The sequence below is a fragment of the Janthinobacterium sp. BHSEK genome, assembly GCF_056174685.1.
Window position 1 is genome coordinate 1 of sequence record NZ_JBWBYV010000037.1, and the last position, 21,146, is coordinate 21,146.

The 21,146-nt window shown below is 62.8% G+C and carries 16 protein-coding genes; 1 reads left to right on the forward strand and 15 read right to left on the reverse strand.

Features of this window, described 5'->3' with window-relative positions:
* The 11 genes from AC0V2Y_RS14505 to AC0V2Y_RS14555 all read right to left on the reverse strand — a co-directional run.
* The coding region (locus AC0V2Y_RS14505; RefSeq protein WP_475418346.1) for a hypothetical protein at nucleotides 1–369 on the reverse strand (369 nt) is incomplete at its 3' end.
* Nucleotides 369–1,199: a hypothetical protein gene (locus AC0V2Y_RS14510; RefSeq protein ID WP_475417667.1), complete on the reverse strand. Its 831-nt coding sequence runs from the start codon at nucleotides 1,197–1,199 to the stop codon at nucleotides 369–371. The genes AC0V2Y_RS14510 and AC0V2Y_RS14505, both read right to left, overlap by 1 nt.
* The gene (locus AC0V2Y_RS14515) at nucleotides 1,196–1,684 is read right to left on the reverse strand and encodes a DUF4376 domain-containing protein (RefSeq protein ID WP_475417666.1); all 489 of its coding nucleotides are present in this window, start codon (nucleotides 1,682–1,684) and stop codon (nucleotides 1,196–1,198) included. The genes AC0V2Y_RS14510 and AC0V2Y_RS14515 overlap by 4 nt, the downstream gene beginning before the upstream one ends.
* Entirely contained in the window at nucleotides 1,684–3,615 is a 1,932-nt protein-coding gene (locus tag AC0V2Y_RS14520; RefSeq protein ID WP_475417665.1) for a hypothetical protein, read from the reverse strand. The genes AC0V2Y_RS14515 and AC0V2Y_RS14520 overlap by 1 nt, the downstream gene beginning before the upstream one ends.
* Nucleotides 3,612–5,081 carry a hypothetical protein gene (locus AC0V2Y_RS14525; RefSeq protein ID WP_475417664.1) on the reverse strand — a complete coding sequence of 490 codons (1,470 nt, stop codon included), beginning with the start codon at nucleotides 5,079–5,081 and terminating at the stop codon, nucleotides 3,612–3,614. The genes AC0V2Y_RS14520 and AC0V2Y_RS14525 overlap by 4 nt, the downstream gene beginning before the upstream one ends.
* Nucleotides 5,078–9,643, reverse strand: a complete 4,566-nt coding sequence (locus tag AC0V2Y_RS14530) for a tape measure protein (RefSeq protein WP_475417663.1) — start codon at nucleotides 9,641–9,643, stop codon at nucleotides 5,078–5,080. Before AC0V2Y_RS14530 ends, AC0V2Y_RS14525 begins: the two co-directional genes overlap by 4 nt.
* A gap of 116 nt (nucleotides 9,644–9,759) precedes the next feature.
* A complete protein-coding gene (locus tag AC0V2Y_RS14535; protein WP_230504772.1) occupies nucleotides 9,760–10,095 on the reverse strand; it encodes a phage tail assembly chaperone in 336 nt (111 codons plus the stop codon).
* An 8-nt stretch (nucleotides 10,096–10,103) separates the two neighbouring features.
* A complete protein-coding gene (locus AC0V2Y_RS14540) occupies nucleotides 10,104–10,556 on the reverse strand; it encodes a hypothetical protein (protein WP_143450064.1) in 453 nt (150 codons plus the stop codon).
* A gap of 75 nt (nucleotides 10,557–10,631) precedes the next feature.
* On the reverse strand, nucleotides 10,632–11,837 hold the full coding sequence (locus tag AC0V2Y_RS14545; RefSeq protein ID WP_139842420.1) for a phage tail tube protein: 1,206 nt from the start codon (nucleotides 11,835–11,837) through the stop codon (nucleotides 10,632–10,634).
* Between the two features lie 332 nt (nucleotides 11,838–12,169).
* The gene (locus AC0V2Y_RS14550; RefSeq protein ID WP_475417662.1) at nucleotides 12,170–12,712 is read right to left on the reverse strand and encodes a hypothetical protein; all 543 of its coding nucleotides are present in this window, start codon (nucleotides 12,710–12,712) and stop codon (nucleotides 12,170–12,172) included.
* Nucleotides 12,713–12,737: 25 nt separating this feature from the next.
* Nucleotides 12,738–13,151, reverse strand: a complete 414-nt coding sequence (locus AC0V2Y_RS14555) for a FeoC-like transcriptional regulator (RefSeq protein WP_475417661.1) — start codon at nucleotides 13,149–13,151, stop codon at nucleotides 12,738–12,740.
* A 149-nt stretch (nucleotides 13,152–13,300) separates the two neighbouring features.
* Between AC0V2Y_RS14555 and AC0V2Y_RS14560 the strand changes: the two genes are divergently transcribed.
* Nucleotides 13,301–14,014, forward strand: a complete 714-nt coding sequence (locus AC0V2Y_RS14560; RefSeq protein WP_475417660.1) for a S24 family peptidase — start codon at nucleotides 13,301–13,303, stop codon at nucleotides 14,012–14,014.
* A gap of 35 nt (nucleotides 14,015–14,049) precedes the next feature.
* Here AC0V2Y_RS14560 and AC0V2Y_RS14565 read toward each other — a convergent pair whose 3' ends face one another.
* From AC0V2Y_RS14565 to prpC, 4 genes are all read right to left on the reverse strand, one after another.
* Nucleotides 14,050–15,945, reverse strand: coding sequence for a propionate--CoA ligase (locus tag AC0V2Y_RS14565; protein WP_475417659.1), 1,896 nt, complete (start codon nucleotides 15,943–15,945; stop codon nucleotides 14,050–14,052).
* 102 nt (nucleotides 15,946–16,047) lie between these two features.
* Entirely contained in the window at nucleotides 16,048–17,238 is a 1,191-nt protein-coding gene (gene prpF / locus AC0V2Y_RS14570) for a 2-methylaconitate cis-trans isomerase PrpF (RefSeq protein ID WP_475417658.1), read from the reverse strand.
* Between the two features lie 121 nt (nucleotides 17,239–17,359).
* The gene (gene acnD / locus AC0V2Y_RS14575) at nucleotides 17,360–19,954 is read right to left on the reverse strand and encodes a Fe/S-dependent 2-methylisocitrate dehydratase AcnD (protein ID WP_475417657.1); all 2,595 of its coding nucleotides are present in this window, start codon (nucleotides 19,952–19,954) and stop codon (nucleotides 17,360–17,362) included.
* A gap of 23 nt (nucleotides 19,955–19,977) precedes the next feature.
* Nucleotides 19,978–21,132 (reverse strand): bifunctional 2-methylcitrate synthase/citrate synthase, encoded by a 1,155-nt coding sequence (gene prpC, locus AC0V2Y_RS14580; protein ID WP_475417656.1) that lies wholly within the window; start codon nucleotides 21,130–21,132, stop codon nucleotides 19,978–19,980.
* Nucleotides 21,133–21,146 lie beyond the last annotated feature (14 nt).

Here is a 21,146-nt window from a genome sequence, read left to right on the forward strand (position 1 = left end):
CAGCATTAGGACGAAGGGAGAACTGGCGTTTGCTGCCCAGCTATCATTCAATACCCCGTCAATGCGCAGATGCTGTGCATTGGAGCTGCTATCCATGGCAAATGTGGCAATCCGATACCAGAGGTCTGTCGGGGGGTTTTGTCCAATGTAGCTGTATCCATATTTATTGGTAACGCCCACCGCCACAGGAGAATTTGTTGCAATTGGCAAGTTCGGATCAAGCCACGCCGGATTCATGAATCCATTCGGCCCGCCCACCGGCGACATGCCCACCTTCGGCGCATATGACGCCACCACGGCACCGCGCCCGGCCAGTTCATTCAAGCGCTGGATCGTATCCTTCTGACCATAGTAAAAAAAATCACCCATTACAGTTCCTCGATTTCGATGTTGGTGGCATATGCCTGGAAAGATGGTGTGGTGATGGCGGCCAGATTGGCCAAACGCCCATACACCTGGTGCGCCTGCTCCAGCTCGACATCGTCGTTATCCGGATACAGGCTGACGAAAAGCGGACGCGACAGGCCGTTGCCGCTCACGATGCGCCACAGTTCGGCACGGTCCAGCGGCGTCATGTGATCGAGCGCCAGCGACAGCTTGCGGAACATTACGCCGCGTTCCACCTTCTGTTCGCCGGCGCCATTGCGGTACTGGCTGCTGGTATCGACCGGCGCAATGCCGGCACCATACGACGCGTTCTGCTCGGGACTCCAGTAAGCCCCCGCCACCAGGCGCGCGGCCTCAATGTAGCCGGCAGGATTGTCGGGGTCGGCCAGGTCGATCACCAGCTTCCTGATGCTGCGCATCTGGAACCAGCAGCGGGCGTAGGTACCGCCGCCATAACTGTAGGCATTCAAGCCCAGCGGCAATGCGCCCCAGTCCCACATGCCCAGCCGCGCATACTCGCACGCTGGCATGAGGCCACTATCGAATGCTGGCGTAGTGTGGCCAGGCTCGATGTAGCCGCGCACGCGGATGGTCGCCCCAGGAGTCAGGTTGCAAAACGGCAAGGCCACGCCACCGACAATTTCTGGAGTCAACCAGATCGCCGTGATGGTCAGCGTCGGGCCTACCGAACGCAGCACCGAAGACTTTCCTTCACGCTGCAGCTTGGCCGGTCCCAAGGTGCCTGCCTGGCTCGATGCAGTCAACACCGAGCGGTCGGCGGCGTTGTCGTAGATGATGCGCAGGTTGTTCATGCGTCCCCCTGCGCTGGCCAAACGATGGCATCAAGCTCTTCGAAGGAAGTCGCGTTGGCGATCTGCCCGCGCAACTGAAGACCAATCGCGAACGCCTCGGCAACGTGCGCCCCCAGCGCGGCGCCGACGGCGATCATGCCGGCCGCGTCGAGCGTCAGGTAGGTGTTATCCGACAAGGTCCAGTCGATGCTGTATGGCTGGCCGGCAGCCTGCGCCATCAGGGCCAGCTGCGCGGCTCCAACGATGCGATCCTTGTCTGCCTGATAAACGACTCCACCGCACACGAAATCCGAGGTTTCAGCCACGCTACGTGCTTCCTTGATACGCTCCCAAGTGCGCACTTTGACGCTAACCAGCGTTCTGGCATCTATCCACATATCCGCCGCCGCGTCGTATTCGTGATGTTCGCTGGGCTGTGGCGGCAATGTCTTGCCAGTACGCTCGTTCGTGTAAGTTCCATCACTGTTGACAATGATTGTTTCCATTAAAAATTCCTTGCGATCACGGTCGCCTGACACTGTTTAAGATAAAGCTTCCGCATGTCCGCAGCCCAACCGGAGGCATTCGTCGCAGAAACGCCGAACTGCACCGTGCCACCTGATCCAACGTTCAAAGTAAGCCCATAACCAGTCGCTGCGGTACCATCGCCTCTCTGCCGCTCCTCGACGCCGCTCATCCACATCCACGTCCCGTCATTGACGCGGTACCAGATGCTCAGCTGATCGTCGACCACTGCAGTACAAATGATCGAGAAAAAGACGCGACCAGAGCGAATACGGCGCTCGGCAGGCCAATCTGGGGCGTTATGCTTAAACAGAACCTCGGGGGAAGTAGATACAGTTGCTGAATTAGACGATTCTCTGATGATGAATACCCCGGCTGCGGACGACTGTAGCGAAACAGATGGAAATTCCGGCTCGAAAAATGCAGTTGCTTTATCTGTTGTACCGACTGATACGCGCGCCGACGAGAGGTCGCCGGAAAACGTTCCCTTCACCGACATAAGTTCGCCTGAAAACTCGGCTTTTCCTTTCTTGATGCTCAGGCCAGGCATATCTACATAGCCATCGCTACGCAATTCGATATAACCGCCGCTTGCCCATCGGTTACCCAGCAACAGGCCATTCTCGCTCAGGTGAAAGCCAATGCCACCGTTGCTCGGCCAGCCATAGGCATTGCCTGGATAGCCTGAGCCGCCATGCAACGTCGTGCCGTACAAGTCGCCAGCGACCACACTCCCCAGATTCGCCTTGATGGCGCCAAGCGTGTCGCCCACAATCGCCTTCGCCGCCACAGACCCATCCACCAGCAAATTGCCGTTCAGCACCGTACCAAGCACCAGCCATGCGCCGTTGTCAAAATACTTCGTCACCGCATGCGTCGCGTCATACAAGGTGACGACGTCGCGGTTGACCGGCGCGCCATAGCCTGCCTTGCCGATCTCATAGACAGCCGACGCATCCGACCAACTGGCATAGCCGGGTGCCGTCACCGTGACGGTGCCGCGCTGGCCCGTAGCGCCATCGGCGGCCAGGCGCGCAGCGGCGGCCCATTCACCTGGGGCGATGTCATCAGTCGCCGCGCTTGAAACGGCCGTGGCGCCGGACATGAACAGATAGGCGCCGCCCGCCGACGGCACCTGGGTCGACCAGCCATTGTTCAGTCCTGCCAATTTGCCCGTGGCAAAGGTAAACGTACAGACGGCCGTGGGCAGCGGCGGCGCAATATTGGTCGCGCCACGCTGGTAGATGGGCACGGAAATCACGTTCAAACCATCGACGCCGTCCCTGGCCAGTTGCACCGCCCCCGCCCACTCATTGGCGGCGATACTGTCCGTGGCATTGCGCGAACTGGCGGCGGCCACGCGCACGTACAGCGGCGCCGTGCCAGCCGGGATATTCTTCGACCAGCCATTGGCCAGGTCATTGCCGGCCGGCGTCGTGATGGCCGCCGTGGCAAAAGTGAAAATCACGTCGCCCGGCGTATCGGCTGGCGCGGCGGGCGCGCGCTTGTAGGCAAAGGCCTGGCCCGTGTTCAGGCCAGCCAGGCCCGTCTCGCCGGCGGCGCCGTCGAAGACCTTGCTGACCATGTAATTGGCGATGTAATCGACGCCAAATTCACGGATGCGCGCCTGCACCAGGGCCGTATCGGTCGTCATGCTGGCAAAATCGACGGTGGCCACGTTGCCGTTGACCCGCAACGCCGTGCCGGACGATACCGAAAACACGATAGCGCCCACCACATTGACCGGCTTGGCGGTGATGGCGATCGAGCCGGGCGCCCCCTCGCCCGCGCTATTCACGCGAAAAACGGGCGTGCTGGCGGCCATCAGGATCGCCTTGCCGTCGGCAACGGTACTGAAGCGCTCCGCCGTCGCCTGCAGCAGCGTATCGCGTTCCCCCACAATCGCGCTCATGCCAGCACCCCCACCGTCACTCTGCCCGTCAGCCAGAAGCGCGACAGCATCACCACCACGCCCGGCACGCCATCCTGCAAGCCAAAGCGCTCGGCGCGCAGGGTTACGGGCTGCCCCAATTCCAGCATCATCATCTCGGGTTCTCCATCGAATTCGTAAATGGTGCGCGGCACCTTGTTCAATTCCAGACGCCGCTGCGCTTCCGCACGGGCATCGGCCCGCGTCTTCAGGCAGGTATCGCTCTGTACAGGGTCATCGGACAGGCGATAGCGCGTGCGCACCGCCGCGTCGACCACGGTTTCGGTCAGCCATTCCGTGGCATACAAATCCGCATGCGCGGGCGGAATGCTGGTCGTCAGGCCCGCCTGCAGCGTGTAGTTGCGGTCGAAGCCGATCTTCACGGCCGCCGTCACGGGCAAACGCTGCGCGGGACGCAGCGAGCGTTCGCGCATCTGCTCCGGGCCGATCGCCACCGGCACGCCGGCGGCCGGCAGCGCGATCTGCACCAGACGCAGCTGGCCGGTGCGCGACATGACCGCCTGGGCGCCCACGCTGGCCGCCAGTTGCTGGATGGCCTGCGCCTGGTTCGTGCGGTCCGCAACATACAAGCCCACGGGCTGCGGGTGTGCCGCATCGAAGGCGGCCAGGTTGGTCAGGTCCAGATCAGCCAGCGTAAAACGGTCGGCCGCCTTGCCGTAGGCCGTGGCGATGCGCTGCACCAGCGGCGCGATGCGCGGCGCATAGCCGCCGCCCTTGTCGCCCTGCACGCTGGCCGTGATCGTGGTGGAAAATGGATCGGTGGTCAGGTTGAAACGCCCCGCCTGGTCATTCAAGGCCACGGCGATCGGCTTGCCGTTGGTGCGCACCTCGAACGTCGTTTCGACCGCGCCGAGAAAGCCGTATTCCAGGGTGGCCGGATCAGTCAGCAAGGGCGTCACGTTGTGGCACTCGCCGAAGGGAATCGGCAGGATGGCGTCCTTGTTCGGCGTCGTGCCACCCAGCTTGGCTTCGGAGATCGGCGTATTCAGGCGCTGCAGCTTGTCGCGCAGCACCAGGTTGACCGACTCGCGCCCAGCACTGCCCACGTCGGCGATGATGCCGTCGAAGACCAGCTGGAAATCGGCCCGCGGCCAGGAGGGATCGCCGGCCCAGGCCTTGATTGGCCGGTTCATCCAGACGTCGCCCAGCCAGCCATCCAGAGCGCCGTCGGCGTTATCGAGTTCGATATCGCCGCCTGACAGCCCCGCCTCGCCAGACAGGCTGACCTGTTCCGTGAAGGCCAGGCCGCCCTTGGCCAGCGGCAGGTACGCGGTATTCGCCGGCACCTCCTGCGGGCCGGTCACGTAGGGCCGCGAAGCGATATAACGCGTCACCTCGCTGCCGGCCACATTCACCTGCGCCTCGATCAGCACCATGCGGATGGCCGACGAGCTTTGCAGCCATTCCTGAAATTGCGCATCGGTCATGCGTACTCTCCTTTCACTGCATTGGCCCAGGCGGATGCCCTGGACGATTTGTCCACGCCATCGACCACCGTCCTGGCGGCGTTGGCGTTCGATTCAAAGGTGGCCTGGATGGTGGCGCCCGTTTGCGCCCGCTGGTCGGCACGCAAGCCTTCCAGCTCCACACGCATGGCCTGGTTGTCCTCGCGCAGGCCGCGGATTTCGGCGACGAGGACGTCGGAACCCACGTTCGCGGCCGACGAATAGCGCACGGGGTCGAAGACGGCCGGCGCTTCCACGGCTGTTTCTGCGAAAGAGGCGGCGACTGACATACCTGCAGCAGGCGCAAACCGCATGCCGCCTGTGATATCGGTCTGCCCGCCTGCGCGCAACGCAGCACCCAGCGCATCGACCGCTTGCTGGATACCTACCGCCGTTTTGTTCAGGTTAATCAACTGCCCCACTTGCGTATCGAGTGCAGTCAGTTGCTTCTGCGCATCATTCAACTGTGTGCCGGTGAGCGCCGCCAGCGCTGCCAGCTCGGCCTGGACCCTGGCCGCATCGGCGGCATAGCTCGCACTTGCAGCGTTCACGACCTGGCTCGCCGTCAAATACGCGGTGGCCGTACCTGTCAGCGCCGACTGCGCCGCCGCATCGCCCGTCTTCGCCTTGGCTAGCGTCTCTTCATACTGGCGCTGCGCCTCTACCATCTTCTGCATCGGCGTCAAGGTCGACAGGCTGCCCAGCAACAGGGAATCCTTGAATGAGCGGATGCCGTCGCCAAACGACTTCAGGTGGTCGATGGTGGACTTGAGGGCAGAAGACTCCGTTGCATAGGCACTGGCAATATCCTGCCGCGCCTGCAACTGGTCGTACAGGGCCAGGTTGGCGGCATCGACCGCTGTACGCTCCCTGGCACGCAATTGCGCCGAAGTCATCGTCATCTGGTCGAGCTTTTCCTGGATGCCCTTGCGCTCGTCGGCAATGCCCTGCTCCGATTTGCTCAGGTCTTCCGTCGCCGCATGCGTCTTCGCAAACGCATCGGCCAATGCCATCAGGCCCGCGTACTGTTCGGCGCCCGTCTTGGTGGCCAATGCACCGGAATTAGCCAGTTGCAAGACCGTGTCCTTGAACTGCGCGCGCGTGGTCACGCTGGCATAACCCAGGGCGGCCATCTGTTCCGTCACGTGTTTTTGCACCGGTGCCAGGCGCTCGGCTTCGGTCAGGTAGTTTTCGGCAAAGAACGCAGTCCGATTGCCCAGTGCTTCAACGCCGCCGGCAGCCTTGACCAATTGCTCGCGCGCCGCCAGGGATGCCACGCCGACGGCGCCAAATGCCTGCTGCGAAGTGCTGCCCAAGGTTGCCAGCACGGCGTCAACAGTGGCATAACTACCCGCCAGGCGCTGCAGTGCAGCGCTCGCCGACTCGCCTTTCAATTTGAGCTGCGACAAGGAAGGAACCAATTCCATGGCCATGGCATCGCCGACGCCGGTAAAGAAATCGGCAATGGCTTTCTGATTGGCCGCATCGTCCTTGGTCATGACAATATTGAGCGACTGCGTGCGCGTGGCCAGGCCATCCGTATTCACGCCCAGCGTGCTGGCGAACGTGCCCGTCACCGCCTTCATCTGCGCGTACGTATCGCCTAGCGATGCGGCCAGCTCGGCATCGACTTCAGAGTGGTCGGTACCCTTTTTATTCTTGCGGAAAAGACCGCCTTTCTGGGTCCAGTTCGAATAACTCTCACCCGTAAAGCCATCGACACCGAGACTGCCGGAAATGCCGGCGCTGCTGACCTTTTTCTCGCCCATGCCGAACAGGCGGTTCGCCGCGCCGCCCAGCAAGCCGCCCACCAGCGCGCCCATGGCAGTACCTACCACCGGGAAAATGCTGCCAACGACAGCCCCGATCGCCGTGCCAGCATTGACAACGCCATTGCGACCATATTCACCCGAAATCATCTTACCGCCGTACACGCCGCCCATGACGCCGGCGGCAACGCTTGCCGCCGCGCCCGCACCGGTGGCAAATGCGCCATTGGCCCCGGCCGTGTACGGAGTGCCTTGCAGCATGCTCATGCCACGCTGCACGCCATTGGCTACCGAAGTACCAATACCGGAAAGTCCGTTGGACAGCGATTCATAGATGCCTTTCGCCGAACTCAAAAGCGACTGGATACCCCCGCCATTGGCCAAACTGCCCTGCGCCTGCGCCGCACCCGGATTCAGGAACGAGGCAAAGCCGGCAGCAATGGGAGACATGATCGGTTGCAGCACGAGGTTGTTGAACATGCTCTTCAACTTGTCCTTGAACATCGTCGCCAGGTTCTTACCGCCTTCGAAGCCGTTCATGAAGGCGTCAGTCAGCGATTTTTCGATGTCCTTGGCGCTGGCGGCCCAGTCATCCGAGGCCTTCTTGGCCGCAGCGGCAGACGCTTCCTTGGCGGCCAGTTCTTCCGTCGCCGTCATGCTGCGCTGCTTGGCATCGATCAAGGCATTCAAATACTCGATCTGCGCCGCATTTTCCTTGCCCACCGCCAGCGCGGCGCGCTGTTCCTTCAACAACGCCATTTCATTTTGCGCGATGGCGGTCTTGCTCATGCCATACACCGCTACCAGCTTTTCGCCAGCCTCGGCTTCCTTGACGGCATCGGCAACGGCCTGCGTTCGCGTATCGGACAGCGCTTTCGCGTCCGCCTGCACCTGCTCCGCCACTGCCTTGGCTTTCTTGTCCACCTCGATCTCATCGAGGCGAGTTTGTATCACTTTGCGTGCAACCTCGAATCCCGCCTGCTGTGCTGCGGTCACCTTTTTCGTCCGATCCGCCAGGAGTTCCTTCAAGCGATAATCGAACTGTTGCGCCTCGTTCATCTCGGCATAGCCGGCAACTTCGCGCTTCAGGTCACGGGCCTTGCTGCGCATGTCATCCATCATGGCTTCGAAAGGTGTTGGCGGAGCGGGAAGTGATGGCGCGCCTGTACCAGTTCCGCTCGTCGGTTTACCCGACGCGCCTTGCTGCTCAAGCTGCTTGAGCTTGCCCTGCAGCGCATCGAATTCGGCTTGCAGCCTTGCCATGTTGCTGTCCCGCGCCGCCTGGTCCAGGGACTGGTATTTTCCCGTGCGATTGCGCACCGCATCCATTTCCGTCGATATCTCTGCCATGCGCTCGCCAGCCGGGGTATCCAATCCTTTCTCCGACACGCCCAGCTTTGCCAGCTCATTGCGCTTTGCCAGCTGGACCATCTGCTTGTCGAGTTCAGCAATGATATCCTTGGTGCTCTTGCGCATGGGTTCTACGGCTTTCTCCGCATTGTCCTTCGATGAATTCCCCCACATGGCCCAGGCAGTTGCACCCAAGCCCAGCACCGTGACAATCAAGCCGATCGGGCCACCCAGGAATGCCAACGCACCGCGCAACACGCCAGCGGTGACGGACGCGGCACGCATTGCCGCCGTCTGCGCCACCAATGCGGCCGCATGGGCCTCGGTGGCAACTGTAGCGCGGGCCTGGGCCGGTATCAGGCCATTGGTGGTCAACGCCAGCGCCACGTCGGCCTGGCTGGCGCGTATCGTCGCTTGCAATTCAGCCACCCGTGCAGCCGCCAGTGCCGAGGTGGCGGCGGTCGCCGTCACGTCGGCATTCGCCGCCGCCAGGGTCGACGCCAGCAAGGCCCGGTTGGCCGCGACCTTGCTGTAAGTAGCCACTACGACGCCGGCAGCCCAGGTGGCAAACTTCGCGGTGGTCAGCGTTTCCAGCACGCCAACGACCAGGGTCAGGTTATTCGACAAAAATTCGAGACCGCTCGTCATCAGGCGCACGGCGCCGCTCGACTCCGCCTGCCTCGCCGTAAATTCCATCACGTTATTGCTCAGAACGGTAAAGCTGCCGCCGATGGTTTCGAACTGCACGGCTTCCTTGCGCAACTCGCCCAGCGCGTTCGGCAGCGCGATGGCCATCACCTCGGCGGTGATCAATCCTGCGCCGGCAAACCCGGCAAGCGCTTCTTTCGACACGCCCAGACCGGCGGCCATTGCCGCCATGACTTCAGGGGCGGCCTGGCTGATGGCGTTAAATTGCTGACTGCTCAGGGCGCCATCGGCGAAGGCATCGGACAGCCCCTTGAAGGCGGTAGCGGAATCCGCCGCCGATGCGCCGCTGATCTTGACGCCCAGATTGAGCGCCTCGGTGATGCCGGCTACTTCGCCCTGGCTGATGCCCAATTTCTTGGTCGCATCGTTCATTTGGGTATACAGACCCGCCGTAGCGGCGAGATCCGTTTGTCCCGAGGCGGCAATACGCTTGACATTGTCGTACGCCTCGCCATATTCCTGCGTAGAGCTGGTCGACATGCGCAGTTGCGCTGTCAATTTCGTATATTCATCAGTTAATTTAACGATCTGGCCGATATTGTTGGAAATACCCAGGCTGGAGAGTATCTCCGTGTATTTTTTCGTGACATCTTCGAGTTTCAGAGTCGACTTGGCGGCCTTCTCGCTGGCCTCGCGCATGCGTTCCAGGTCATCTGCCGCGATGCGCACATTGAGCGTATCAATGCGTATCTGTAGTGTTGCAATATCAACGGTCATAATTTACCCATAAAAAAAGCCACCGAAGGGTGGCAATGCAAATCGAGGCCACCCTGGCGATGACAGTTGTGTTTTTGGCGTCACCTCTGCTATAGATAGGCCGGGTAAAGGCCAGCCTAATGAGAACTGTTTTGATGGACCATGTAGGCCGCGTCAAGCTGATCGACCAGCTCTTCTTCCCATACCGCCAGGCGTATGCGGTGTCGCAACTGCCAAGCCAGGATATCGAGACTGCTCAAGGGATTGACCGCCATACCGTTTTGCCGCTTGCGGCTCATCTGCACGAAAAACTGCCACACGTGCGCCAGTTCAAACGGCAGTTGCGCGCAAACGGGAGCCTGCGGCTCCCGGTAGAGTGGATGACGCTTCGCGGCATCCAGGTGCTCGCCTTTCGCATTGCCATCAGCCGCCTTTGCCGAACGCTCGAACTGTTCGTCGGCAAAGAGCAGCAAGGCGGCGGCTAGACCGTCAAAAAATTGCCGTCCGCCTCGAGCGCAGCCAGCACTTTTTCCTGCCAGGACGGCATTTTTTCAAAAATCGCCTTCAGCAAAGCCGGGGACGGTTGTACCGGCACGCCCTTGTCGACGAAACCAGGCATGCCCACCACCACCGCAATGGCGATCTTCATGCTGCGGTTTTCCGCCAGGTCATACAGTTCCGCAGCGCCTTCGTCCGTCTTCGCGTCGATCTGCTTGCTTTTTTGCACCGAGCGCTTGATCGCCACCACCGACGTTTCGCGGATCACGGCACGGTACTGGTCGGAATTTTTGCTGACGATTTCAAAGCCCGCCTTGTGCGCACCGTCTTCGTCGAACAAGACCGACACCAGGTGCACCTGGTCCACGGGCTTGTTACCGTCATTCAGCAGGGAGATATCAAAACCAGCCGAGGCGATCATTTGTGCGTTGTTCATGTGTATTTTCTTTCTTGATAAAGGTAAAGAGTAAAAGGGCCGCCTCACGGCGGCCCCGGAGCAAGCGTCGGCCGCTTACAGCGCGCTGTCCTGGATGGTCAGGGTGGTCGCTTCATGCTGCGCATCGGCGCCCTTGTAGCGCAGGACGTCGAAGGCGCAGGTGACGATCTTGTTCTTCTCGCCGTCGTCGATCTTGGCCGAGGTGATCTTGATGCGGCCCATGGCCAGCGCCAGCACGTCGGCGGTTGGCGCCGTGCCCGACGCCATGGCGTAGGCCAGCGGGATTTCCGTCTCGGACTTGAAGTAGTCGAGGTAGGTGGCGTCCTGCAGCAGCACCGTGAACTGGCCCGAGCCCATGACCTTGCCGCGCGAGGCTGCCGTGGCGTACTTCGAGCCGATCACCGGGTCGACCTTGACCTGGCCGTCGAGCGAAACGGACATGCCGGTGCAGATCTGCGACGGGATGCCGTTCACGGACAGCATCGCCGTGGCGCCCGAAAACTTGCCGGCGCCAGGCGCGGCCAGCGGCGTGGGGAAATACGGCACGGCCGTGGTCGGGCCTTCCGCCTTGCCCATCAGGGTGAAGTCCAGGCTGGTGATGCCGTTCGGCTGCACGGCGATATCCATCTTGCTGACCAGCTGGTCGACGAAGCTGCGGTGCACGCCGATCTTCGGGTCCTGCACTTCGGCCGTGAACCAGTCGGTGGTGTGGCCGCTCAAAGGGGTGAAGCTGCGCTTGCCCACCGCCGCCACGCCGACCGAGTCGCCGGCCGCCTTGACGATCATGGCCGAACCATCCATGAACTGGCCATTCAGGTTGGTCGCCGTCACCGACGTGACGAAGAAGTTCTTCGCGTTGTTGGCGGCCGCCGGCGCCGTCATGCCGGTGATGCGCACCACGCTGCCGGCGCGGAAACCCTCGGCCAGCCAGGAACCGGCGCTGCGCGTCAGGCCGGAGGCGGCGGCGGCGATGGTGGTTTGCGCGGCAGCGACGCCGCCGGCCGTGAAGTCGCGGCGCAGCAGCGCTGCCATCAGCGGCGCGTAGGTGCCGCACGCCGCTTCCGCCTTGATGGCGCCCGTGGTGCGGAAATTGCCCAGGCGGGTATCGCCCTGCTGCTGGCTGGCGTCGATTTCGGCGCTGGCGTATTTGTCCGCTTCCGTGTCGAAGGTGGCCGTGACGCGGGGATAAATCTGACCGCCGCCGGCGGCGGCCTTGCTGCCTTCGGCGCTTTGTTTGCTGATAACGATCAAGCTGTCGATGCCGTTTGCTGTCGATGCCATAAGTAATACCTTTCGTGGGATGAAAAAAAAAGACCACAGCTGTGGTCTTGAGGGGTGGAACTGCCAAGTATCGGGAAAATAAAAAGCCCGCGCGGTGAGGCGGCGGGCTGGCGTCCGGATGGCGCGAGGCCGTGCCGGACGGAATGGGCGAAGGGGGCCATGAAGGCGGTTCGCTGCGCTGATTTCCCCTATCGGTGTCGCGCCAGAGGCGCGTCTATTACGAGTGGAGAAGCATGTGGTCCTGCGGTGTTGCCGGTGTTGCTGTTGCTGCGTGATCGAGACTCTATTGTAGGGGCATTTTTTTCAGCGTCAGGCATATTGCAAAAAACTTTTCAATGACCCAGGCGGCGCATGGCGCGGACCCCGTGCGACTGGAAGATGCCTTCCAGCTCGCTGACCATATCCTTGATGCGTTCGAGCTCGAAGCCGCCGGAGCAGCTGATGGCCGCTTCGCCGGCGCCGTGGCAGGCCTTGCAGACGACGGGCGCGCCGGCCTGCATGGCGGCGACGACGCCCGTGCCGTGGCAAACCTTGCATTTGCTGTCGAGCCAATGCGCGAGCGACGCTTCGGCCACGCGGCGGTACAATGTATTGGCGGCCTGCGCATCCCAGGCCGTCTGCGCCTTGACCCAGCGCCGCGCGCGGCCCTTCTGCGTCACGGCCGCCGTCCAGGCGCGCAGCAGCTGCGCCAGGTTGCCCGCATTGCCCTCGAACAGGCGGCTGACGGTGCCGTCCGCGTATTTGACACGGCACAGCAAGGCACCCATGTCGCCGGCCAGCGCGGCCGCCGCGATCACGTCCAGGTCGTGGTGGACGGCATCGGCGCGCAGGTTCTGCGACGACAGCGATGCGATGAATTTTTCTGCAAACCCCATGATTTTCTCCTCGTTGATTCTTGTCTTAATTTTCCTGCGCCGGCCCGAACAGGGCCGCCACCAGCGGATCGCGGCGCGCCGCACCGCGTGGCCAGCTGGCCGTGCGGCGCACCTGCGGCGGCAGTTCGGCCCAGCCATCGGCGTCTGCATCCTGTTCGCCCAGCGCGTACAGGGCGGGCCGCTGGCGTCCTGGCTCGGTGCAATGGCGCTGCGCCAGGTGGATTTGTCCCATGCCGCACATGTGGCGCAGATAGCGGCTCATGGTGCCCGCGTCGAGTCCCAGCAAGGCGGACAACTGCGCCGCGCTGGCCTGGCCCTGCTCGCGGATGTACTGCGCGATGCGGGCGATATGCAGCTGCGACTTCTTGCTGCGTCCCTGTAACTGGCGCCCCTGCCGCGGCACCGCCCTGCTTTCAACCGACTGACTGCTGTTCAACATCTGCCTGACCTCCCGTGGTGTCGCCAACCGGCAAACGCTGTAGTACGTTTGCGACAGGCAACAAGTAGACTTTATCAATCGCTAATGTTAAAGTCAAGCATTTGGTAATTTATCAAACGGTAAATTTCAGGTTTAATGTGGAGATGGATATGTATCAATACAGACGCGACCGCCTGCTGGCCCTGATCCGCGAGCACTACGACAACACGCGCAAGAAAATTTCCGACGTCAGCGGCTGGAGCGAGGCGCGCATCTCGCAAATCCTCTCGCCCACCTACCGCGAGGGACGCGCCTTCAGCGAAAAGATCGCGCGCAAGCTGGAAGCGGACCTGCAGCTGGGCAGCATGTACTTCGACCAGGGCGCGGCGCCCGACCAGGCGGCCATGGCCGCGCGCGCGCTTGCCGGCGTACAGCCCGTGGTCGTGGAAGATGGCGAGGATGAACGCTTTTACCCGATCCGCAAGGTGAAGCTGCGCCTGTCGGCCGGCATCACGGGCTTTGCCATCGAGCCGGAAACGCACGACGGCAGCACCATCAGCGTGCCGCGCAGCTGGGTCGAGCGCAATGGCTACCACCCTGAAAAACTGGTGGCGATCAAGGTCAAGGGCGAGAGCATGGAGCCGGCCCTGTACGAGGACGACGTGGTGATCATCAATACGGCCGACAACCGGCCGGCCGACGGCATCGTGTTTGCCATCAATTACGAAGGCGAGCCGGTGGTCAAGCGCATGGCGCGCGATATCGGCGAATGGTGGCTGACGTCGGACAACCCCGACCAGCGCAAATACCACCGCAAGCTATGCCGCGGCAATGAATGCCTGATCGTGGGCAGGGTCGTGCGCAAGGAAAGCGACCGTATTTGAAAACGAGGTTTATCGATTGATAAACCTCGTTCCCGTCATGGCGCTGACGCCAATGCTGCCTGGATCTGCTGCAGCGATGCCGGGTCGTCCATCGACGTCAGGTCGCCCGGGCTGCGTCCCTCGCAGATGGCCTGGATCGAACGGCGCAGCAGCTTGCCCGAGCGCGTCTTCGGCAGCTGCGCCACGAACAGCACGCGCGCGGGCCGCGCCACGGCGCCCAGCTGGCGGTCGACCACGGCCATCACTTCGCGTTCCAGCACCGCCTTCGCCTCGACGCTGTCGAAGCCCTGCGGATTCTTCAGGATCACGAAAGCCATCGCCACCTGGCCTTTGAGCTTGTCTTCCACGCCCACCACCGCCACTTCCGACACGTTCGGATGGCTGGTGATGCTTTCCTCGATCTCGCGCGTGCCCAGGCGGTGGCCGGCCACGTTGATCACGTCATCGGTGCGGCCCAAAATAAAATAATAGCCGTCCGCGTCGCGCACGCCCCAGTCGAAGGTCGAATACACTTGCCGCCCGCTGAAGGTGGACCAGTAGGTGTCGACGAAACGTTCGTCGTCGCCGTACACCGTCTGCATGCAGCCGGGCGGCAGCGGGCCTTCCAGCATCAGCACGCCCTTCTCGTTGGCACCGCACTCCTCGCCCGTCGCCTCGTTGAGCAGCTTGACGCGGTAGCCGTACATGGCCTGGCCGGGGCTGCCCAGGCGCGTCGGCGTATTGGCAATCCCTTTCGCCACCGACAAAATCGGCCAGCCCGTCTCCGTCTGCCAGTAGTTGTCGATGATATCCACCTTCAGTTCGTCGGCGATCCACTGCGACGTGGTTTCATCGAGCGGCTCGCCCGCCAGATACAGCGCCTTCAAGGACGACAGGTCGTATTTGCGCATCAGTTCCACCGGGTGCTTGCGCAGCACGCGGATGGCCGTCGGCGCCGAGAACATGCGCGTGACCTTGTATTTTTCAACGATGCTCCACCAGATGCCAGCATCGGGGCAGATGGGCAAGCCTTCGTACAGGATGGTGGCCATGCCGGCGATCAGCGGGCCGTACACGATGTAGGAGTGGCCCACCACCCAGCCGATATCCGAGGTGGCAAAGAAGGTTTCGCCGGGCTTGCCGCAGAAGTTGTACTGCATCGACGAGGCCAGCGCCACCGCATAGCCGCCCACGTCGCGCTGCACCCCCTTGGGTTTGCCCGTCGTGCCCGAGGTGTACAGCACGTACGACGGCTCGTTCGATTCGAGCCAGGCAACGGGCACCTGCGCGTCCAGATGCTGCTCGCGCAGGGCCGCGTAATCGACGTCGCGGCCCGGCGTCCGTTCCATCGGCACCATTTGGCGGTCGACCAGCAGCACGTGCTGCGGCTTGTGCGCTGCGATGCGGATGGCTTCGTCGAGCAGCGGCTTGTAGGCAATCGCCTTGCCGTTGCGCGAACCGGCATCGGCGGAAAATACCAGCTTGGGCTGCGCATCGTCGATGCGGCTGGCCAGGCTGTTGGCGGCAAAACCGCCGAACACCACGGAATGCACGGCGCCGATGCGGGCGCAAGCGAGCATGGCAAACGCCGCCTCGGCGATCATCGGCATGTAGATCAATACGCGGTCGCCCTTGACCACGCCGAGCGACAGCAAAATGGCGGCGCAGCGCTCCACTTCGCGCTGCAGCTCGCGAAAGCTGTAGCTGCGCTCCGTATTCGTTTCGGTGGAAATGGCGATCAGAGCGGCGGCATCGCCCTGGCTGTCCACCCAGCGGTCGACGGCGTTGTGGCACAAATTCGTGGTGCCGCCGACGAACCATTTGGCGAAAGGCGGGCGGGAATAATCGAGCACTTGCGAAAACGGGGTGTTCCAATCGATCTTGTCGGCTTCCTCGCGCCAGAAAACGTCAGGCGTGTCGATCGAGCGTTGATAAAATGCCGCGAAATTCATGTCTCCTCCGGTATGCGTGGAATCTGTATCGGACCTGGGCGACCGGGCCTGGTCACCGTTTTAGGTGTTCCATCTGTGTGCCATCTGCCTGCGTCTCGCTGCCTAGAACGCGTCGCCCGGAATGCGCACGGCACCTTCCATCAGCACGCGCGCGCTGCGGCTCATGATGGCCTTGGTGACGCTCCAGGCGCCATCGAGCAGCGCCGCTTCCGCGCCCACCATCAGGGTGCCGGACGGGTGGCCGAAGCGCACGCTCTGGCGCGGGCCGCCGCCGGCCGCCAGGTTGACCAGGGTGCCGGGAATGGCCGCCGCCGTGCCGATGGCAACCGCCGCCGTCCCCATCATGGCGTGGTGCAGTTTGCCCATCGACATGGCGCGCACCAGCAGGTCGACGTCGCCCGCTTCCACCTTTTTCCCGCTGGACGAGACATAGCCTGCCGGCCGGGCGACAAAGGCCACTTTCGGCGTGTGCTGGCGCTTCGCCGCTTCATCCAGGCGGGAAATCAAACCCATGCGCAGCGCACCATGCGCACGGATGGCCTCGAAGCGGGCCAGCGCGGCCGGATCGCCATTGACGGCGTCCTGCAGTTCCGTGCCCGTGTAGCCGATGGCGTGCGCGTCGACGAAAATCGTCGGGATGCCGGCGTTGATCAGCGTGACTTTCAACACACCGATGCCGGGCACGTCGAGCTCATCGACCAGGTTGCCGGTAGGGAACATGGCACCACCTCCACCCTCTTCCTCCGCGGCCGGATCAAGGAATTCCAGCTTCACTTCGGCAGCCGGAAAGGTCACGCCATCGAGTTCGAAGTCGCCCGTTTCCTGCACTTCGCCATGCGTCATGGGCACGTGGGCGATGATGGTCTTGCCGATATTGGCTTGCCAGATGCGCACCGTGGCGATGCCGTCGGCAGGCACGCGGGCCGCGTCCACCAGGCCGCTGGCGATGGCGAACGAGCCGACGGCGGCCGACAGGTTGCCGCAATTGCCGCTCCAGTCGACGAAAGGCTTGTCGATGGAGACCTGGCCGAACAGGTAGTCGACGTCGTGGTCAAGCTTGCTGCTTTTCGCCAGGATCACCGTCTTGCTGGTGCTGGATGTGGCGCCGCCCATGCCGTCGATCTGCTTGCCGTAGGGGTCGGGGCTGCCGATCACGCGCAGCAGCAAGGCGTCGCGCGCCGCGCCCGGAACTTGCGCGCTGGCGGGCAAATCCCGCAGGCGGAAGAACACTCCCTTGCTGGTGCCGCCACGCATGTAGGTGGCGGGGATGTTGATTTGGGGTACGTGGGTCATGAGTTTTCCTGGAAAGAGGTAGGTCGGATTAGCGTGGCTTCGCCACGCGTCATCCGACACATTGTTGGCGCGTTTTGGCAGACAGCGTCGGATTACGCGCAAGCGCTAATCCGACCTGCCGTTACGCGGCTTTCGAAGATTCGAGGAAATCTTGGGCAAATCGCTGCAGCACGCCGCCGGCCTCGTAGATCGACACCTCTTCCGCCGTATCGAGGCGGCAGGTGACGGGCACTTCGACCGTGTCGCCGTTCTTGCGGTGGATGACCAGGGTCAAGGTGGAGCGCGGCGTGCGCTCGCCCACGACGTCGTAGGTTTCGCTGCCGTCCAGACCCAGGGTCTTGCGGTTCACGCCCGGCAAAAACTCCAGCGGCAAGACGCCCATGCCCACCAGGTTGGTGCGGTGGATGCGTTCAAAACCTTCGGCCACGATGGCTTCCACGCCGGCCAGGCGCACGCCCTTGGCGGCCCAGTCGCGCGAGGAACCCTGGCCATAGTCGGCGCCGGCGATGATGATCAAGGGCTGCTTGCGCTCCATGTACACCTCGATGGCTTCCCACATGCGCGAGATTTTTCCTTCCGGCTCGATGCGCGTGAGCGAACCCGCTTTGACTTTACCGTCCTCGATGACCATCTCGTTCTTCAGGGTCGGGTTGGCGAACGTGGCGCGTTGCGCCGTCAAATGGTCGCCCCGGTGCGTGGCGTAGGAATTGAAGTCTTCCTCGGGCAAACCCATCTTCGCCAGGTATTCGCCGGCCGCGCTGTCGAGCATGATGGCGTTCGATGGCGACAAGTGGTCGGTGGTGATGTTGTCGCCCAGGACAGCCAGCGGACGCATGCCTTTCAAGGGGCGCGCGCCTGCCAGCGCGCCTTCCCAGTACGGCGGACGGCGGATATACGTCGTCTGCGGACGCCAGTCGTACAGCGGGCTGACCTTGATGCCGTCATCCGCCTGCGCGGCGAACATGGGAATGTACACCTTGCGGAACTGCTCCGGTTTGACGCTGGAGGCGACGATGGCGTCGATTTCCTCGTCGGACGGCCAGATATCCTTCAACAGGATAGCCTTGCCATCCGCGTCATGGCCCAGCACATCCTTCTCGATATCGAAGCGGATGGTGCCGGCGATCGCGTACGCCACCACCAGCGGCGGCGAGGCGAGAAAAGCCTGCTTCGCGTACGGGTGGATGCGGCCGTCGAAGTTGCGGTTGCCCGACAGGACGGCCGTGGCGTACAGGTCGCGCGACACCACTTCATCCTGGATCACGGGGTCGAGCGCGCCCGACATGCCGTTGCACGAGGTGCAGGCGAAAGCCACCACGCCAAAGCCCAACGTTTCGAGCTCCGGCATCAGGCCCGCTTCCTGCAGGTACAGTTCCACGGTTTTCGAGCCGGGCGCCAGCGACGATTTCACCCACGGCTTGCGCGTCAGGCCCAGGCGGTTCGCATTGCGCGCGATCAGGCCGGCCGCGATCATGTTGCGCGGGTTGTTCGTATTCGTGCAGCTGGTGATGGCGGCGATGATGACGGCGCCGTCCGGCATCTTGCCCGGCTCGTTTTCCACCACGCCGGAAATGCCGCGCGCGGCCAGTTCCGACGTCGGCACGCGGTTGTGCGGATTCGACGGCCCGGCGATATTGCGCACGACGGACGACAGGTCGAAGCTCAAGACGCGCTCGTATTGCGCGTCCACCAGGCTGTCGGCCCACAATCCCGTTTCCTTCGCGTACAGCTCCACCAGCTTGACCAGTTCGTCGTCACGGCCCGTCAGCTTCAGATACTTGATGGTTTGCGCGTCGATGTAGAACATGGCAGCCGTGGCGCCGAATTCCGGCGCCATGTTGGAAATCGTGGCGCGGTCACCCAGGGTCAGGTGCGACGCGCCCTCGCCGAAGAATTCCAGGTAGGACGAGACGACCTTCTGCTTGCGCAAAAACTCCGTCAGCGCCAGCACGGTGTCAGTCGCCGTGATGCCCGGCTGCGGTTTGCCCGTCAGCTTGACGCCGATGATATCGGGCAGTCGCATCCACGAAGCGCGGCCCAGCATCACGCTTTCCGCTTCCAGGCCGCCCACGCCGATGGCGATCACGCCCAGCGCATCGACCATCGGCGTATGCGAATCCGTGCCCACCAGGGTGTCGGGATAGGCCACGCCGTCCTGCACCTGGATCACGGGCGACATGCGCTCGAGGTTGATCTGGTGCAGGATGCCGTTACCGGGCGGGATCACGTCGACGTTTTTAAAGGCCTTCTTGGTCCAGTCGATGAAGTCGAAACGGTCTTCGTTGCGGCGGTCTTCGATGGCGCGGTTCTTGGCGAAGGCGTCGGGGTCGAAACCGCCGCATTCGACGGCCAGCGAATGGTCGACCACCAGCTGCGTCGGCACCACCGGATTGACCAGGGCCGGGTCGCCGCCCTGGGCCGCGATGGCGTCGCGCAGGCCGGCCAGGTCGACCAGGGCCGTCTGGCCCAGGATGTCATGACAGACGACGCGCGCGGGAAACCACGGAAAGTCCAGGTCGCGGCGGCGTTCGATGAACTGGCTCAGCGAGGCGTTCAGGGTGGCCGGGTCGCAGCGGCGCACGAGGTTTTCGGCCAGCACGCGCGAGGTGTAGGGCAAGGTGGCGTAGGCGCCGGGCTGGATCGCATCGACGGCGGCGCGCGTGTCGAAGTAGTCCAGCCCTGTTCCCGGCAAGGGTTTGCGGTGCAGGGTATTCATGGGGGTACTCATTGCTGTGCTCATTATTTGCGGTCCTTGATCGGCACGAATTCCAGGTCTTCCGGGCCCACGTAGTTGGCGCTCGGGCGGATGATCTTGTTGTCGATGCGCTGTTCGATGATGTGGGCGGCCCAGCCCGAGGTGCGCGAGATGACGAACAGCGGCGTGAACATCGCCGTCGGCACGCCCATCATGTGGTAGGACACGGCCGAGAACCAGTCCAGGTTCGGGAACATGTTCTTGATTTCCCACATGACCGATTCCAGGCGCTCGGCGATGTCGAACATTTTGGTCGATCCCGTTTCCAGCGACAGATTGCGCGCCACTTCCTTGATGACCACGTTGCGCGGGTCGGAAATCGTGTAGACGGGGTGACCGAAGCCGATCACCACTTCCTTGTTAGCCACGCGTTCGCGGATATCCGCTTCCGCTTCGTCGGGGTTGTCGTAGCGCTTCTGGATCTCCAGCGCCACTTCGTTGGCGCCGCCGTGTTTCGGGCCGCGCAGCGCGCCGATGGCGCCCGTGATGGCCGAATGGATGTCCGAACCCGTGCCGGCGATGACGCGGCTGGTGAAGGTCGAGGCGTTGAATTCGTGTTCCGCGTACAGGATCAGCGAGGTGTGCATGGCTTTTTCCCACGACGCCGACGGTTTTTCGCCGTGCAGCAGGTGCAGGAAATGGCCGCCGATCGAGTCGTCGTCCGTTTCCACTTCGATGCGCTTGCCGTTATGGCTGTAGTGGTACCAGTACAGCAGCATGGAGCCGAACGACGCCATCAGGCGGTCGGCGATGTCGCGCGCGCCCGGCGCGTTATGGTCGTCCTTTTCCGGCAGGGTGCAGCCCAGCACGGAGACACCCGTGCGCATCACGTCCATCGGGTGGGCGGCGGCCGGCAGCGCTTCCAGCGCCAGCTTGACGGCCGACGGCAAGCCGCGCAGCGACTTCAATTTGGCCTTGTAGCCCTTCAGTTCCGCGCTTGTGGGCAGCTTGCCGTGCACCAGCAGGTAGGCGATTTCCTCGAACTCGCAGCTGTCGGCCACGTCCAGGATGTCGTAGCCGCGGTAGTGCAAATCGTTGCCGGTCTTGCCGACCGAGCACAGCGCCGTGTTGCCGGCGGTGACGCCGGACAGGGCGACGGATTTTTTAGGCTTGAAAGTGGCGGCTTGCGGTGCGGTCATTGTGTTCTCCAGAT